The sequence below is a fragment of the Empedobacter sp. GD03739 genome (assembly GCF_029843245.1).
GTDB lineage: Bacteria > Bacteroidota > Bacteroidia > Flavobacteriales > Weeksellaceae > Empedobacter > Empedobacter falsenii_B.
The window spans coordinates 1-16,934 of the sequence record NZ_JAOCHX010000059.1; the positions used below are offsets into that span (position 1 = coordinate 1).

The window sequence follows — 16,934 nt, forward strand, 5'->3', positions numbered from 1 at the left end:
TAATACTTTATTTAGTAAATTTGTAACAAACGTCGTATTAATTTCGACATATCATATCAAAAATACTTAGTAGAAATATGAAAAAACAACTATTTGTTGCTGCATTTGCATGTACTTCTGTTTTGGCAATTGCGCAAGAATCATATCAGGCTTTTAATCCAAATTATATGGATAAGTCTGTTCGTCCTCAAGATGATTTATATAATTATGTAAATGGTAATTGGATGAAAATTACAGAAATTCCTTCTGATAGAGCAAGATGGGGAAGTTTCGATGAGTTGAGAGAGAATACAGATAAAGTATCGTTGAAATTGGTAAAAGATTTATTGAATAATAAATATGCTCAAGATTCTAATGAACAAAAAATTTCTGATTTATATTCGGCTTATACAAACATGGAAGCTAGAAATAAAACAGGAATTGCTCCAATTCAGAAATACTTTAAGCAAATTGATGCAATCAAAAATTTGACAGATTTACAAGCGTATTTAACAGAGGTTACTCCAATTGGTGAGAATCCATTTTATGGTGTATCTGTTTATACTGATATGAAAAATAGTACGCAAAATGCTGTTTATTTAGGAAGTGTTGGATTAACTTTAGGTAAAACATATTACCAAAAAGAAGATGCTAAAAACACTGAAACTTTAGCTAATTTAAATCAATATATCGATCAAGTTTTTCCTTTTACAGGATCTAAAACTCGTGATTTAAAAGGGCCAAAAATTGTTGCTTTCGAGAAAATGATAGCAAAATATATCAAAACTGTTGAAGAAAGCCGTGATCCAAATAAATCTTATAATTTAGTAACATTATCGGAAGCAGGAGCTTTTTCTAAGAATGTTGATGTTGTGAAGTTTGTAAAGTCTTTCGGAATTAATCCTGATAAAGTAATCATCCGTGAATTAGATTATTACAAAAATTTAGATAAAATCATAAATCAAGAGAATTTACCAATCATCAAAGATTATTTGAAATTCAAATTGATTGATTCTTTTTCTAATTCTTCTACAACTGAATTAGAAAAAATTAATTTTGACTTCTATGGTAAAAAATTATCTGGTCAAAAAGAACAAAGAGCTTTAGATAAAAGAGGTTTGGCTTATGTAAATGGAACAGTTGGTGAGTTATTAGGACAAATTTATGTGAAAGATAATTTTCCACCAGAGGCAAAAGCAAAAGCGCAAGAATTGATTAGTTATTTATTTAAATCGTTTGATATGCACATCAATAATTTAGAGTGGATGTCAAAGGATACAAAAGTAAAAGCAATTGAAAAGTTAAATAAATTTACGGTTAAAATTGGTTACCCTGATAAATGGAAAGATTATTCAGGATTTAAAGTTAAATCAATTAAAAATGGAGGATCTTTAATTGAAAATAATTTAGCTTACAGTCAATGGAGATTCCAAGATAATTTGAAAGATTTTGGAAAACCAGTAGATAAAACACGTTGGGGAATGTCTCCACAAACAGTTAATGCTTATTTTAATCCAACAAATAACGAAATTGTATTCCCAGCAGCAATTTTACAAGCACCATTCTATGATTATAGAGCAGATGCAGCTGTAAACTTTGGAGGAATTGGAGCAGTTATTGGTCACGAAATTTCTCATGGATTTGATGATTCGGGAGCTAAATTTGACGGAGATGGAAATTTAGTGAACTGGTGGACACCTCAAGATGAAGAAAAATTTAAAGCAGCAACAGGTGCTTTAGCAAGACAATATGATGCTTACGAACCAGTAGCAGGAACACATGTAAATGGAATTTTTACATCTGGAGAAAATATTGGAGATTTAGGAGGAGCTTCTGTTGCTTTTGATGCTTTGCAAATGTATTTAAAAGATAAAGGAACTTACGGAAACATAGATGGATATACTCCGCAACAACGTTTCTTCTTATCTTGGGCAACTATTTGGAGAACAAAAGCGACTGACGAAGCTTTAGTAAATCAAGTGAAAACAGATCCACATTCTCCTGGATATTACCGTTCTTTTGGACCAATCGTTAATATTGATGCGTTCCACGATGCGTTTAAAACAAAACCAGGAGATAAATTGTACAAAGCACCAAAAGACCGTATTAGAATTTGGTAAGATGCTTGGCAAAATTATTGATTGGATAAAAAATAGAAATAGAATTATTAAAATGACAACAGTTGAAGCAATAAACAATGCTAATGTAACATTAGTGGATGTTCGTGAGCCTTTTGAATTGGATACAGATGGATTTGTTCCAAATGCAATCAATATTCCATTAGGAGAAGTTCCTACAAGAGTAGAGGAATTTAAAGCAATGTCAAGACCTATAGTAGTTTTTTGTAGAAGCGGTAACCGTTCAGGTCAAGCTGCACAATATTTGCAAGCGCAAGGTGTAGACGAAATTTTTAATGGAGGAGGTTTTCAAGATGTCTTAGATGTTTTGGAGAAATAATTCGTAATTAATTATTATTCATAAAAAACCGATAAATTTTTATTTGTCGGTTTTTTTTGTATATTATTGTATTTTAAATAGATATTCGATTAAATTAAAATTATTTAATTTTTTTTGATAAAAAAAGCTAAAAAAATGAGTGACCAAATAAGAATAGGTGTGTCATATTAAATGTAAGCAGTTAAAATGTCAAAAGATTCTATAGAAAATATTGCAGATGACATTTTGGTGTATAAGATTGTCGAAACAAAAAATCAGCATTTGTTCGGTATATTGTATGATAGGTATGCACATACGGTATATAATAAATGTTTGAGTTTTGTAGAGGATCAAGCTGAGGCACAAGATATGACGCACGATATATTTGTAAAGTTGTTTGTAAAACTGAAAACATATCAATCAAAATCTAAATTCTCTACTTGGTTATATTCTTTTACATATAATTTTTGTGTCAATCATGTGCAACGAAAGATAAAAGAAGAAAGAAAAAATTATTCGGTAACGGATGATTTGGTTGATAACTATAATGATGAAATTATTGATGACAAAGAAATTTTTGAATTAAAAATCGAAAAACTAACGCAGTCCCTAAAGGAGTTGGATGTCGAAGAGAAATCTATATTACTCATGAAATATCAAGATGAATTTTCAATCAAAGAAATTTCAGAAACTTTAGAGATTGGTGAAAGTGCAACTAAGATGAGATTGAATCGAGCAAAAAATCGTTTACTAAAAATTTATAACGCTTTGTAAAATGGAAAACCCTTTTAAGACTATGCTAGCCAATGAAAAGCTTCCAGAAACAATAAAGCAAAAAGTTATGGATGATGTTGCTTTAATAAAATTATCGTTGGAAGTAGCCGATTTGGTTTCAGTAAAATATCCAAGTACAATTGGAAATTTTTTCGGAATCGGAAAAAAATCAATTAACAAACCGAACAAAAAAGATAAAGAAGGTTAACTATAAATAGATTATATGAATATAGGTTTAAATTTTAGCTTGTTAGAAAGCTTATATCAAGAAATGGTACTTATTTTTCCTAAAGTTGTAGGAGGTATCATATTCATTATCCTGTCGTATATCTTGCTAAAGTTGATTCTGATATTGACCAAGTACATATTGAAATTATCTAAAATAGATAATCTAAAAAAAGCATTAAATAATAACGAAGCATTAAAAAATTCGTCAATAGAAGTCGATCCATCTAAAATTATATTACAATTTGTAAGATTGTTTATCATCTTATTGATCATTATTATTGGCTCAGATATTTTTGGTTTAACAGTTGTTTCTAACCAAATAGGACGAATTGTAGATTATCTTCCACAATTTTTTAGTGCAGTATTGATATTTGCAGGAGGATTTTATTTAGCTAACTATATCAAAACTTTTTTGAGAAGTTTGATTAAATCAATTGATTTAAACGGAGCAAATATTATTAGTAATATCATTTTTTATATCATTTTGATATTTACAATTATTACTTCATTAAATCAAGCTGGAGTTAATACAGATTTAATTACGAATAATTTATCCTTAATCTTAGGATCGGTGTTCTTGACATTAGCCATCGCGTTTGGATTAGGATCAAAAGACGTTATTTACAGATTATTATTGTCCTTTTATACCAATAGAAATTTTGAAATTGGACAAAGAATTATCATCGAAGATGATGTACAAGGCGTGATAATTGCTATTAACAATATATGTATGACAATACAAACTGCGGACGAAAAAGTAGTTTATCCGATTAAAATAATAACAAATAAAAAAATACGAATTATAGAAGATTAATCTTACCTACCTAAACCTATTTTAATAATTATTAACTAACCTATGATTAATTATTGAAACAAGCCGACTTTTAACCTACCAACCAAAAATCGTGAAAGCAAGTCTTTTACAACTAACAAACTTATCCGATTTAGTAGAAAATTAAAATATCACTTTCTATTATCTATCTAAATCAAACTAAACCAAATTTTTAAAAAGTGACCGAATTAACCAATCGGTCACTTTTATTTTTGTACAAAGTTTATTATTTCATATAATAGTTGTACATTTGCACCTCATTACATAATAATTATTAAATAATATTGGCATGTACTTAACATCAGAAGTAAAAAGCGAATTATTCGCAAAGCATGGTAAATCTGCAACAGATACAGGATCTGCAGAAGGGCAAATCGCATTATTCACTTACAGAATTAACCACTTAACTGGTCACTTGAAAAAAAATCACAAAGATTTTAATACAGAAAGATCATTAGTTATGTTAGTTGGTAAGCGTAAAGCGTTATTAAACTACTTAAAGAAAAAAGATATCACAAGATACCGTGCGATTATCGCTGAATTAGGATTACGTAAGTAATTTTAAACACAATGTAAAAGGGCAATTACGTAGAAATTGCCTTTTTTTTTGTTATAAATTAAAATAAGATATATATCTTTATATAATGCGGTTAAAGCAAACGGCTTTAACTTTAGACGAATTAAATACTAAGAAGACGAATGATTCCACAGGCGATCACAGAAAAAATTACTCTTTCAGACGGAAGAGAAATTACAATCGAAACAGGGAAATTAGCAAAACAAGCTGACGGATCTGTGGTTGTACGCATGGGCGACACCATGTTATTAGCTACAGTTGTAGCAAACAAAGAAGCAAATCCAGGTGTAGATTTTTTACCTTTAACAGTAGATTATAGAGAAAAATTTTACGCTGCAGGACGCATCCCAGGGAATTTCTTCAGAAGAGAAGCAAAACCATCAGATGATGAAGTATTAACAATGCGTCTTGTAGACCGTGTTTTACGCCCAATGTTTCCAGAAGACTTTCATGCTGAGGTTCAGGTCATGATCTCACTTATTTCTTACGACAAAAATGTAATGCCAGAAGCTTTAGCTGGTTTAGCTGCATCAGCAGCCATTGCAATTACAGATATTCCTTTCACATTAATTTCAGAAGCTCGCGTTATTCGTTTGAATGGTGAGTTAATGATTAATCCTTCAAAAGAACAATTAGACCAAGCAGATATCGACATTATGGTTGGTGCTTCTAAAGATTCTGTTGTAATGGTAGAAGGGGAGATGAGCGAAATTTCTGAACGTGAAATGTTAGACGCAATTGAATTTGCTCATGCTGAGATTAAAAAACAAATTGAAGCACAAGAAAGTTTAGCAGCGAAAGTAGGTAAATCTTTACCAAAACGTGAATATAGCCACGAAACACACGACGAAGAAATTCGCGAAAAAGTATGGGCTTATGGATATGATAAATTTTATGATATCGCTAAACACCCATCTGATAAACACGAAAGAGGTGATAAATTTGCTCAAGTTGAAGCAGATTTCTTAGCTCAATACGAAGGAGATGAAGAAGAGTTAGCTCGTGTAACTCCTTTTGCTCACATTTACTTCCACGATGTACAAAAAGAAGCTGTACGTCAATTAATCTTAAACGAAGGAATTCGTTTAGATGGACGTGATCCAAAAACGATTCGTCCAATTTGGACAGAAGTTGATTATTTACCATCAACTCATGGTTCTGCAATCTTCACACGTGGGGAAACTCAAGCATTAGCTACAGTAACTTTAGGTTCTTCTAAAGATGCTAATATGGTTGATGGAGTTGTAACAAACTTCGACGAAAAATTCTTTTTACACTATAATTTCCCTCCATTCTCAACAGGTGAAGCTCGTCCATTAAGAGGAACTTCTCGTCGTGAAGTTGGTCACGGAAACTTAGCACAACGTGCTTTAGCGCAAATGTTACCTGACGATTGTCCTTATACAGTTCGTATTGTTTCTGAAGTATTAGAATCTAACGGTTCTTCTTCTATGGCAACAGTTTGTGCAGGAACATTAGCAATTATGGACTCTGGTTTACAAATGAAGAAACCAGTTTCAGGTATTGCAATGGGGTTAATCACAGATACTAAATCAGGGAAATTTACAGTATTGTCTGATATCTTAGGAGATGAAGATCACTTAGGAGATATGGACTTTAAAGTAACAGGAACTGCAGACGGTATCACAGCTTGTCAAATGGATATTAAAGTACAAGGTTTATCTATGGAAATCATGGAAACAGCTTTGTTACAAGCAAAAGAAGGTCGTGAGCACATTTTAGGTAAATTATTAGAAACTTTACCAGCACCTCGTCCACAATTGAAACCAAATGCACCAAAAGTTGTTGTAATTGAAATTCCTAAAGAATTCATTGGAGCAGTAATCGGACCTGGAGGAAAAGTAATTCAAGAAATGCAAAAAGAAACTGAAACAGTTATTGCAATTACTGAGTTAGATACAACAGGACGTGTAGAAATCAATGGTGTGATTCAAGAAAACATCGATCGTGTTGTAGAAAGAATCAAACAAATTGCTTTCGTTCCAGAAGTTGGTGAAACATATCATTCAGTTGTAAAATCTATCAAACCATTTGGAGCGTTTGTAGAGATTGCAAAAGGAGTTGAAGGTTTAGTTCACATTTCTGAATTAGAGCACAGACGTCTTGAAAAAGTTGAAGATTCTGTAAACATCGGTGATAAAATTGATGTTAAATTCTTAGGTTACGATGATAAAAAGAAAATGAAATTATCTCGTAAAGCTTTGTTGCCAAAACCAGAGAGAACAGAAAAACCTGCTAAATCAGCAGAGAAAAAAGAGGATAAACCTCAAGATAATAAAGAAGCTTAATTAAGTTTTGATATAAAGTAAAAAGTCCGAGATTTTCTCGGATTTTTTTGTTCTATAAAACCAATCATAACCTAAAGTAGATTAATGATTTTAATTTTTACTTTCACGATTCAAATTTTGTGTTAATTAAATAAAAATAATCTTTTTTTAACAATAAAACCTCAGTAAAACTTTATTAAATACTTAAAGATTAGGAGAACTTCAGATAATCAATTATTTTAGCAAATCGTAAAATTGAAGACAAACAACTAATGAAAAAATTTTTATTATCCACGCTTTTAGTGGTTATGCTTTTTCCTTTTAAAGTGAAAGCTGACGAAGGAATGTGGTTTTTGATGTTCATCGAACGTCTGAATCACCGTGATATGCAAAAACAAGGTTTACAATTAACTTCAGAAGAAATTTATAGTATCAACAATAACTCTTTAAAAGATGCTATTGTACAATTTGGTGGTGGATGTACTGCTGAAATGGTTTCTGGACAAGGTTTAGTTTTGACAAATCACCACTGTGGTTATGGTGCTATTGCTGAATTATCTGCTCCAGAACATGATTACTTAAAAGATGGTTTTTGGGCAAAAGACAAAGCTGCTGAGTTAAAACCAAAAAGCTTGAAAGTACGTTTCTTCGTTCGCATGGATGATGTTTCTAAACGTATTTTAGGTGTTGTAAATGATAAAATGTCTGAGTTAGATCGTGAAAAAGCGATTAACCAAGAGATTGCAAAAATCGAAAAAGAAAACAGCGAAAACGGAAAATATGTTGTTTCTGTTCGTTCATTCTTCCAAGGAAATGAATATTACTATTTTGTTTACCAAGACTATGAAGATGTACGTTTAGTAGGAACACCTCCAAGTTCTATTGGAAAATATGGTGGAGATACAGATAACTGGGAATGGCCACGTCACACAGGAGATTTCTCTATGTTCCGCGTATATGGTGACAAAGATGGAAATCCTGCAGCTTATTCTACAAGCAATGTTCCGTTGCAACCAAAACATCATTTACCAGTTTCTTTAAAAGGATATCAACCAAATGATTTCGCTATGATTTTAGGTTATCCAGGTCGTACAAATCGTTGGATGCCAGCGCAAGGTGTTGCTCAAAATGTAGAGTACGCTTATCCTGCATGGGTTGAAGCTTCTAAAGTGACAATGGATCAAATGAAAAAATATATGGAGCAAAATCAAAAAGTAAATATTGATTATGCTTCTAAATATGCTGGAGTTGCGAACTATTGGAAAAATCGTGATGGAATGATCGAAGCTTTAAAACTTCACGGAACTGTTGCGAAGAAAACAAAAGAAGAAGAAAAATTCAATAAATGGGCTCAAAAAGGAGCAAACAAAGCCGAATATGGTGATGTTGTTTCGAATTTGAATAATTATTATGCGAAAACAAATTTAGATGCTCGTCATAACAATTACATCAACATTTTATTGCGTTACTCAACTTTAGCAAGTGCGCCATATTCTATTGGAAAAGCATTAGAAAACTATGCAGCAGCGAATGATGCAAAACGTGATGAAATGCGTCCGAAAATTCAGAATGCAATCAATGCATATTACGAAAAAATGTATTTACCTTTAGAAAAAGATTTATTGGCTGCTCAATTAAATCTTTATGCTTCTAAAGCGAGCGAAGCTGGTTTAGCGCCTTATGTTGCTGATTTAGCGAAGCAAAATAACAAGAACTTTACAGCTTATGTAAATGATGCTGTTGAAAGAAGTTTCTTCGCTGATCAAAAACAAGTTGAGAATTTCTTAATTTCTCCAGATGTAGAAGTCTTGAAAAAAGATCCTTTATATGTTTTGTCAAATGCGTTGGTAGAAAGAGCTTCTAAGCAAACAGATGAACAAGCAAAATTGAATGATGTTTATTCTAAAAACTTCCGTTTATTGGTAAAAGGTTTACGTGAGTCTAAAATTGGAAATATCTTATATCCAGACGCAAATTCTACGTTACGTTTAACTTACGGTTCTATTCAAAATTTACCAAAAAGTACAAATCCAAAACGTCAACCAGATGTTGCTTCTAACTATTTCACAACATTAGAAGGTACAGTTGCAAAACACATTGCAGGTGACGAAGAATTCGAAAATCCACAACGTTTATTAGATTTAGCGAAAGCAAAAGATTATGGACAATATGGAGATAAAGATGGATATTTACACGTAAATTTCTTATCAAACAATGATATTACAGGAGGTAACTCTGGTTCTCCGGTAATGAATGGTAAAGGTGAATTAATCGGTATTGCATTCGACGGAAACATTGAAGCAATGGCTGGTGACGTTATCTTTGATCCTAAATTACAACGTACGATTTCTGTAGATATTCGTTATGTTTTATGGGTTGTTGATAAATTTGCTGGAGCAAAACACATCGTTGATGAAATGACAATTGTAAAATAAGATTTGAATCATAATAATTTTTAAGGCTTCCTATTTTGGAAGCCTTTTTTTGTAGAGAGAATCTAAACGAATTACCTTTGTAAAAAATAAAAGTAAATGAAAGTTATTCCTCTTTTAGAAGGTGTTTTTCATGTTGATGCAAAAAAAGAGTTTCATTATTTAGGTGATAATATTGATGTTAAAAATCCCGCTGACGGATATAATCTTATTGTTCGTCCATTTTTGATACAAATTGGAGATGAAAATATTTTGATTGATTGTGGTTTCGGAACTGAAGTAGATTGTGAACCTATCATTCTAAAAAAATTACGCGAATATAATATTAATCCAAATCAAATTACGAAAGTATTGATTTCGCATTTACATAAAGATCATATCAACGGAATTGGAAATTGGGTAGGGGATCAGTTTGTATGTAACTTTCCTGAAGCAAAAATTTATATTCAACAACGCGAGTATGATTATGCGGTTGTTCAAACAAATAATTCTTATAACTATGATCGTTTAGAAAAGTTGAAATCATTCAAAAATATTGTATGGATGAATGATGATAGTGGAAATATAACGGATAATATCAAATTCGAAGTAACAGGAGGACACGTTCCGTTTCAACAAGTTTTTTGGATCAAAGAAAATGATGAAATTGTATTTTATGGAGCTGACAATCTACCTCAATTAAATTATTTTAAATATCATGCTGCTTTCAAGAATGATGTAGATGGTGTAAAAGCGATGGAAGATCGTTTGCGTTGGGAAGTTGATGCGAAAACAGAACACTGGAAAATACTTTTCTATCACGGAAAAAGAACAGATATAAAACAATTTTAGAAATTATATTATAAATGAAAAGCTTTGCATTTGCAAAGCCTTTTGTATTTGAATTATATTTCAGTTTAACTTCGAGTACCTTTGTTGATTTTAAAATTAATTGACATAAACTATGCTAAAATTCTTAAAAAGATATTAACGTTTTATGATTTGTTTTTTATGGATTTAATAAAAAGGTTTATTGAAAATACATTTATACAAAAAAATCCCCAACATGTGTTGAGGATTTCTTGTATAGTTTTTTTACATTTTTTCATCACTGTATTCACCGAGTAAAGCATAATAGCCAAAAAGAGCCATTCCGATAACGATAATTGGTGTAAGGACAAATAGAATAATAATTCCGAATACTAAATCATCTTGAGAGCCTGATGATAATTTTGGAATTCCAAATTCCATGATACAAAAGTAGGCTACAACAAGTGATAATGCGATCCAAACGATTCCTAATATTTTTTTAATTGTTTCCATTTCTAATTAGTTTTTTAGTTAACATTTCTGTCTTTATTACTGATATAAATTGCTCCGATGATAAAACAAACAGCCGCAATTCCGATAGGATACCAAAGACCTTCTAAGTAAAACTGCGGATCTCCATTGTTTTTGGCATTTGTTACCAAATAAGTAGAAACAGCAGGTAAAAGACCTCCAAAAATTCCGTTTCCTACGTGATAAGGTAAAGACATTGATGTATATCTAATTTTAACAGGGAACATTTCTACTAAGAACGCAGCAATTGGACCATAAACCATTGTGATAAAAATAATTTGAATCCAAATTAATCCAACTAATTTCCATTTATCACCACTATTAATATGTGTCGATTTTTTAACAATTTCACTTACTTTTCCATCTACAACTTTTGCATGACCATTTTCTAAATGAAGCGTTGTAACTTGTTTATAAGTCGTGCCATCTGTAAATGATTTTTGAATTGTATAAATAGAATCAGATTTTTCGTCAACATTTTTGATTTCAGCTTTTTCAATTGTTTGTGCTGCAATTACTTCTTTATTTTCAAGATTTGTTGTTTGATACATTGATTCGTAAATTGGTCGATACGAGAATACAGCGACAATCATTCCGATTAACATCACCCATTTTCGACCAACTTTATCACTCAGCCATCCAAAGAACACAAAGAAAGGTGTACCAAATAATAAAGCAATTCCTAACAAAGAATCTACTTGATCAGATTCTACATTCATCACCGTTTTCATGTAACTCATCGAGTAAAACTGACCTGTATACCACACAACTCCTTGTCCCATCACAGCTCCAAAAAGTGCTAATAAAACGAATTTCATATTGTAACGATTCCCGAAAGATTCTTTCAAAGGATTTTTAGAAGTTGTTCCTTCATCTTTTGCTTTTTTGAAAGCTGGCGATTCGTCCATATTTTTACGAATCAAATATGAAACGTAAACCATTAAGATTGATAAGATAAATGGAACTCGCCATCCCCAAAGGTCAAACTGCTCTTCTGATAATAATGTTTTCGTTAATAAAATAACCAATAACGAAACAAATAAACCAACTGTTGCAGTGGTTTGTATCCAAGAAGTCCAATATCCTCTTTCTCCGTCTGGTGCGTGTTCTGCTACGTATGTTGCAGCACCTCCATATTCGCCTCCAAGTGCTAAACCTTGTAATAAACGTAAGATTAATACTAATAAAGGTGCGATAAAACCAATTGATTCGTAAGATGGAATACATCCTATTAAAAAAGTTGCTCCTCCCATTAATACTAAAGTTGCCATAAATGTATATTTACGACCAATAATATCTCCTAATCGACCAAAGAATAACGCGCCAAATGGACGTACAACAAATCCAGCAGCAAATGTTGCTAATGTTGATAAAAAGGCAGCTGTAGGATTGTCAGCAGGGAAAAATTTAGTAGAAATTACAACAGCTAAACTTCCAAAAATAAAGAAGTCATACCATTCAATTAGCGTTCCCATCGAGGAAGCACCAATCACTTTCCAGATTGTTTTTTTGTTAGCAGTTTCGCTCATAAATAATGTGTTTTTGTGTTAATTCTTGTGTGTTTTTTTATAATAATATCATTGCTTGTATTGTTATCATGTCGTCCATGTGTTTTGGTTGATCGAAAGATTTTTGATATTCTACAGAAATTTTAGCATTCTGACCATCAATGTACCAGTTTCCACCTAATTTTAATTCGTTTGCAGGTTTCACTAAACCTTTGAAATCTCTGTAAGAATACCCAACATACGGCTGAATTCTATTGCGGAATTTTCCTTCGCCTTCTTTGATGTTTTTAGGTAATAAATACCCAACATGTCCAGAAAACTGATTTCCATCTCCTACAACATTACCTTGTACATAATTTTCGCCCATGTCCGAATTTTGATATTTCGCATAAGCTGTTATCGAAGAAGATTTTCCGATTGGCGCATCATAAAAAGCATCAACAGCAAGATGAGTCACATTTTCTCCAATCAAATTATCATTTTCTTTTTTGACAATTGCATTACTCTGATTGAAAAATCCTGCTCCAATATTGAATACTTTTTTAGTTCCTAAATAGGTTCCAACGCGATAAGGTAAAGCATTCGATTCTTGATCTAAGAATTGATAATCAAAATAACCTGAAACTGCATATTTACCTTCTCCAAGTATCGCTTTTCCCAAATATTTTTCTTGTCCGTTTTGTAAAACTGTCGAAGAGTTTCCGTCCAAAGTATTCGTAATAGCATCACTTAATGCTAAACGATAATTTAGTTTTCCAATTCGCCCTTTAGCAAACATTCCCAAATGATTTGAAAATTGATCAGACAAACCAAGTGTTGACCAGTCTGCTCTGTTATTGTCTAGCGTCAACATATTGATAGAACCTTGCCCATTTCCACGAGAAATTCCACCAAAATTGTGAACTCCTGCACCAATTGCTAAATTGTTCGTCACCTTATATTGTAAAAACATTTCGTGCAAGAAAAACGATACATCTGTACTTTTCCCCATCGGAGAAAGGTTATTGTCATAGATTCCATTCGCACCAAAATGCGTTAAAATCATAAATCGATCATTGATTTGTGAATAAGCAAGAACGCGCGCACGTTTGATAGAAAATCCATCATTGGCGTGTTTTCCTTCATAATCCTGAAACCAAGTTTGTCCCCAAAGAATAAATCGGACATATTTACTTCCTTCCGGATTTAACTTAACGACCAAACCGCCATTATATTCAGAAGCGTATTGAGCCTTCAATTCCGTGGCTCCAAAAATGGATAGTAGAGCAAGTGGGACAAAAATTTTTTTCATTTTTTTAATAAATGGTGTTAGTTGTACATTATTTGTGATTTTGTGTTGACTTAATAAATAGACTTAAGTTTGTCTAAAATAACGTATTGAAAAATAATAATGCTTTTTTTGATAAAGAATTTCTTTTTTATTTTATTAGTGTAAATAATACGCTAATAATTTTTTTAATTTATTAAAAAAATGTCAAGAAAAGTTTTAAGTTGATAATCTGAGTTGGATTTATTTCAGAAAATTTATCAAAAAAAGATGCAATAATAATCTTATTATTTATTAAATCAAGAAATAATTATTGACAAATTGATAAAATATAGAAGTAATTTATTCTAAAATGTTATGATTTAGTAAAATATAATCTGAAATTATTTATTCTGATTAGAATATTATAAGTAGAAAGCATAAAAAAGGTTTCGATTTTATTCGAAACCTTTTTTTAATTTATTGTAATTCTAAGATAATCTAATAATCCAACACAATTTTCTTTGGAAAACTGCGCGCCTTTCAATTGATTATCATTCGGATTTATCGTGAAATTATAAGCCGTTTTGAAGTTGGCTTGCTTTAAATTGGTCTGATAGAAAATGGTGTGAGCCAAATTACAATTCATAAAATAAGCTTGACTAAGATCTGCGAAAGAAAATTCTACATTTTGTAAAGAACAATTGCTAAACTTTGTCTTTTTTAGCGGTAATTCATAAAAAGATGAGTCGTTTAACGTACAATTTTCAAATGAAATGCTTAACCCAAATTTGTTCGAATTTTCGAGATTAAAACCTATCATTTTACAATTCATAAACTCAACTTGCTGAAAGCTTGTGTTTTCTAAAGTTACATTACTCAAATTACATTCGATAAATTGACATTGAATAAATTTGATATCGCTTAAATCTAATCCATTCAAATCACAATTTATAAACTCGCAATTCTCGTATTCACCAGCTATATTTTGATTTTCTGAGAAATTAATTTGTTCAAATTTTTCTTCGAAATGATAATCCATAAGCTATTTTTTTACGATCAAGTTTCTTAAGGCTAACCAGAAAATCATCACAATCATGTTAATGTAAATAGTAACTTTTAGTTGATCGATTTGCGAACAAAGATTTTTTCCTGTTACAGTAGAAATACAAGTGTCAACTCCGTCGGTTTCATATTTTATACTAACCATAGTGTTAATAATCATGTAAAAAACAATTGGAATAATAAGAATAATTATCGCTAAAATAATGTTGTAATATCGTTTTGAGATCATAATTAATCTTCGAATGTAACTTCTATTTCTTGTCCAAATTGTAAGATATAACCATTGTTGTCGTAGATCGCAAACTCGCGCATATCCCATTCAAAGGTCTCAATTTCATATACAACTTCGCAATCATCTTTTACTTGATTCCACAACTCGTCTACATTGTCTACAACAAAATAAAAAGAGCCTGTGAAATTTGCTCGTTCAAAATCTGCTCCTTCATTTGGATAAGCCAACATAATTTCTACATCGTCTTTTTGCAAGCAAGCCCAAATCCAATCTTCATTTTGATCAGCAATCTTAAATCCTAATTTTTTATAGAATTTTGTTGTTTTTTGTAAATCTTTCGTCCAAATAATTGGGCGCAAACTTTTAAAAGCCATGTTATATTATTTTGGATAAAATTACTTCAATTTTTCTTAACTCTCAATTCCATTTTAAATGATAATTATGCTATTTATTCATATTATTTGACCGAAAGTTTATCCCATAAAAAAACTCCTAACAAGTAGGAGTTTTATTCTCTAAATCAAAACTGATTTATGGATTATATTTTTTGTTCAACGCTTTCAAGATTGCCCAAGTTTCAGCATCTACAACTCCATCGTATTTTTCTGGACGGAAATGCATCTGAAATGCCACAATTGCATTTTTTGTTTGCGCGTCTATCATTCCATTTGTAGGAACGTTGTACCCATATTTCTTAAGATCAGTTTGCACTTGTGTGATAAAAACGGAACTTGTTGTATCCCAAGGATATTGTTGCATAAATACATACTTGTCTGTATCATCGTACCAAGCACCAACACCGTAATCTGTATATAATTTTTTCCAAGGGAAAAGTGGACCCGGATCTGGTTTTCTTCCTGGCGCAACATCAGAATGCCCAATTACATTAAAAGGAGAAATATTATAACGTTTTACAATATCTTGTGTCAATTCACCTACTTTTTTGATTTGATAATCTGGATAAGGCGTGTAATTTGGATAAGCATCCGTTCCTTTGTTTCCAAGATTAACGATTTCGATACCAATAGAAGAAAAGTTTATATTATCCAATCCTTTCCAACTACTAACACCTGCATGCCATGCACGTTTTGTTTCGTCAACTAAAAGATTAATTGTTTTGTCATCATAATCATTTACCAAATAATGTGCACTTACATCTTTCTGAGTCAATACTTTTAACGATAACTCTGTGTTGATTGCTGTGTAGTGTAACACTAAAAATCGTACACGTTCATCTTGCGAAATAGATGGATAATAATCTGTTGTCACCTTGTACTTGTCGAGTTTTGCAGCTCGAGTCATTTCCGGTTGATCTGTTTTTGAATTGATAATGACTGTGTCACGAATTACTTTTGTAATTGTTTTTGGTGGAACTGTTTTAGTTGCACAACTAGCCAAAATAAAAAAACAAGAAATTGCCGAAAATACTAATCCTTTAAAATTCATTCTTTTAGTTCTAAATAGTCTTTTGAATAGCCAAAATTAAGCCAAATAATTTAATTTTTTTTCTAAAAAGACTTGTTTTGCAATAAAAGTCAATATATATTTGCAACCGCTTTATGAGACTAATCAGTCTTATTTTTAAAAGTTAGGAGAGGTGCCAGAGCGGTAATGGAGCAGATTGCTAATCTGTCATCGGGAAACCGATGCCAGGGTTCGAGTCCCTGTCTCTCCGCTTTTTTAAAGCTAGAAATAAAACACCACTCGGGGTGTAGCGTAGCCCGGTCATCGCGCCTGCTTTGGGAGCAGGAGGTCGCAGGTTCGAATCCTGCCACCCCGACGAATTTTAGTAATAGAATTTTGGATTGGTCCAGTAGCTCAGCTGGATAGAGCAACTGCCTTCTAAGCAGTAGGTCTCAGGTTCGAATCCTGACTGGATCACAATCTAAAGAAAACCCATACTGATTATCAGTGTGGGTTTTTTGTTTATTACTGCTTCAATACAATCAAATTTTAAGCAAAATTGTAAATCACTATTTTCGGTGAGATGCTTTCTGTAAAGTTTACTTATTTTTAA

Annotated in this window: 16 protein-coding genes and 3 tRNA genes; 12 read left to right on the forward strand and 7 right to left on the reverse strand. The window is 31.7% G+C overall.

Going from position 1 to position 16,934, the window contains the following annotated elements; translation table 11 throughout:
• The first annotated feature begins 77 nt into the window (after window positions 1–77).
• The 9 genes from N5E64_RS14145 to N5E64_RS14185 all read left to right on the forward strand — a co-directional run bounded on the left by N5E64_RS14145 (window position 78) and on the right by N5E64_RS14185 (window position 10,377).
• Window positions 78–2,099 (forward strand): M13 family metallopeptidase, encoded by a 2,022-nt coding sequence (locus tag N5E64_RS14145; RefSeq protein ID WP_038333649.1) that lies wholly within the window; start codon window positions 78–80, stop codon window positions 2,097–2,099.
• Between the two features lie 52 nt (window positions 2,100–2,151).
• Window positions 2,152–2,436, forward strand: coding sequence for a rhodanese-like domain-containing protein (locus N5E64_RS14150; protein WP_038333764.1), 285 nt, complete (start codon window positions 2,152–2,154; stop codon window positions 2,434–2,436).
• A gap of 186 nt (window positions 2,437–2,622) precedes the next feature.
• Window positions 2,623–3,189 carry an RNA polymerase sigma factor gene (locus N5E64_RS14155; protein ID WP_038333651.1) on the forward strand — a complete coding sequence of 189 codons (567 nt, stop codon included), beginning with the start codon at window positions 2,623–2,625 and terminating at the stop codon, window positions 3,187–3,189.
• A gap of 1 nt (window position 3,190) precedes the next feature.
• Window positions 3,191–3,397: a hypothetical protein gene (locus N5E64_RS14160; protein WP_114999932.1), complete on the forward strand. Its 207-nt coding sequence runs from the start codon at window positions 3,191–3,193 to the stop codon at window positions 3,395–3,397.
• Window positions 3,398–3,556: 159 nt separating this feature from the next.
• The gene (locus tag N5E64_RS14165; RefSeq protein ID WP_260392428.1) at window positions 3,557–4,231 is read left to right on the forward strand and encodes a mechanosensitive ion channel family protein; all 675 of its coding nucleotides are present in this window, start codon (window positions 3,557–3,559) and stop codon (window positions 4,229–4,231) included.
• A 307-nt stretch (window positions 4,232–4,538) separates the two neighbouring features.
• Window positions 4,539–4,808 (forward strand): 30S ribosomal protein S15, encoded by a 270-nt coding sequence (gene rpsO / locus N5E64_RS14170; protein WP_038333654.1) that lies wholly within the window; start codon window positions 4,539–4,541, stop codon window positions 4,806–4,808.
• A gap of 140 nt (window positions 4,809–4,948) precedes the next feature.
• On the forward strand, window positions 4,949–7,135 hold the full coding sequence (locus tag N5E64_RS14175; protein ID WP_038333655.1) for a polyribonucleotide nucleotidyltransferase: 2,187 nt from the start codon (window positions 4,949–4,951) through the stop codon (window positions 7,133–7,135).
• 251 nt (window positions 7,136–7,386) lie between these two features.
• Window positions 7,387–9,549, forward strand: coding sequence for a S46 family peptidase (locus N5E64_RS14180; RefSeq protein WP_038333656.1), 2,163 nt, complete (start codon window positions 7,387–7,389; stop codon window positions 9,547–9,549).
• Window positions 9,550–9,645: 96 nt separating this feature from the next.
• Entirely contained in the window at window positions 9,646–10,377 is a 732-nt protein-coding gene (locus N5E64_RS14185) for an MBL fold metallo-hydrolase (RefSeq protein ID WP_038333657.1), read from the forward strand.
• Window positions 10,378–10,620: 243 nt separating this feature from the next.
• Here N5E64_RS14185 and N5E64_RS14190 read toward each other — a convergent pair whose 3' ends face one another.
• The 7 genes from N5E64_RS14190 to N5E64_RS14220 form a co-directional block, all read right to left on the reverse strand.
• Entirely contained in the window at window positions 10,621–10,848 is a 228-nt protein-coding gene (locus N5E64_RS14190; protein ID WP_280038051.1) for a DUF6814 family protein, read from the reverse strand.
• A 14-nt stretch (window positions 10,849–10,862) separates the two neighbouring features.
• Complete coding sequence (locus N5E64_RS14195; protein ID WP_280038052.1) at window positions 10,863–12,395, reverse strand: MFS transporter; 1,533 nt, start codon at window positions 12,393–12,395, stop codon at window positions 10,863–10,865.
• 37 nt (window positions 12,396–12,432) lie between these two features.
• Window positions 12,433–13,665, reverse strand: a complete 1,233-nt coding sequence (locus N5E64_RS14200; RefSeq protein ID WP_280038053.1) for a hypothetical protein — start codon at window positions 13,663–13,665, stop codon at window positions 12,433–12,435.
• Window positions 13,666–14,095: 430 nt separating this feature from the next.
• The gene (locus N5E64_RS14205; protein WP_221855793.1) at window positions 14,096–14,662 is read right to left on the reverse strand and encodes a pentapeptide repeat-containing protein; all 567 of its coding nucleotides are present in this window, start codon (window positions 14,660–14,662) and stop codon (window positions 14,096–14,098) included.
• 3 nt (window positions 14,663–14,665) lie between these two features.
• A complete protein-coding gene (locus N5E64_RS14210) occupies window positions 14,666–14,845 on the reverse strand; it encodes a hypothetical protein (RefSeq protein ID WP_125350393.1) in 180 nt (59 codons plus the stop codon).
• Window positions 14,846–14,916: 71 nt separating this feature from the next.
• Entirely contained in the window at window positions 14,917–15,291 is a 375-nt protein-coding gene (locus tag N5E64_RS14215) for a VOC family protein (protein WP_038333665.1), read from the reverse strand.
• 157 nt (window positions 15,292–15,448) lie between these two features.
• Window positions 15,449–16,363 carry an N-acetylmuramoyl-L-alanine amidase gene (locus N5E64_RS14220; RefSeq protein ID WP_114999956.1) on the reverse strand — a complete coding sequence of 305 codons (915 nt, stop codon included), beginning with the start codon at window positions 16,361–16,363 and terminating at the stop codon, window positions 15,449–15,451.
• A gap of 145 nt (window positions 16,364–16,508) precedes the next feature.
• On the opposite strand from N5E64_RS14220, the gene N5E64_RS14225 reads away from it, so the two are divergent.
• The 3 genes from N5E64_RS14225 (at window position 16,509) to N5E64_RS14235 (ending at window position 16,798) form a co-directional block, all read left to right on the forward strand.
• Window positions 16,509–16,592: transfer RNA gene (locus tag N5E64_RS14225), tRNA-Ser, on the forward strand.
• Between the two features lie 30 nt (window positions 16,593–16,622).
• Window positions 16,623–16,697 (forward strand) — tRNA-Pro (locus tag N5E64_RS14230).
• 27 nt (window positions 16,698–16,724) lie between these two features.
• Window positions 16,725–16,798, forward strand: a tRNA-Arg gene (locus N5E64_RS14235).
• Window positions 16,799–16,934: the final 136 nt, after the last annotated feature.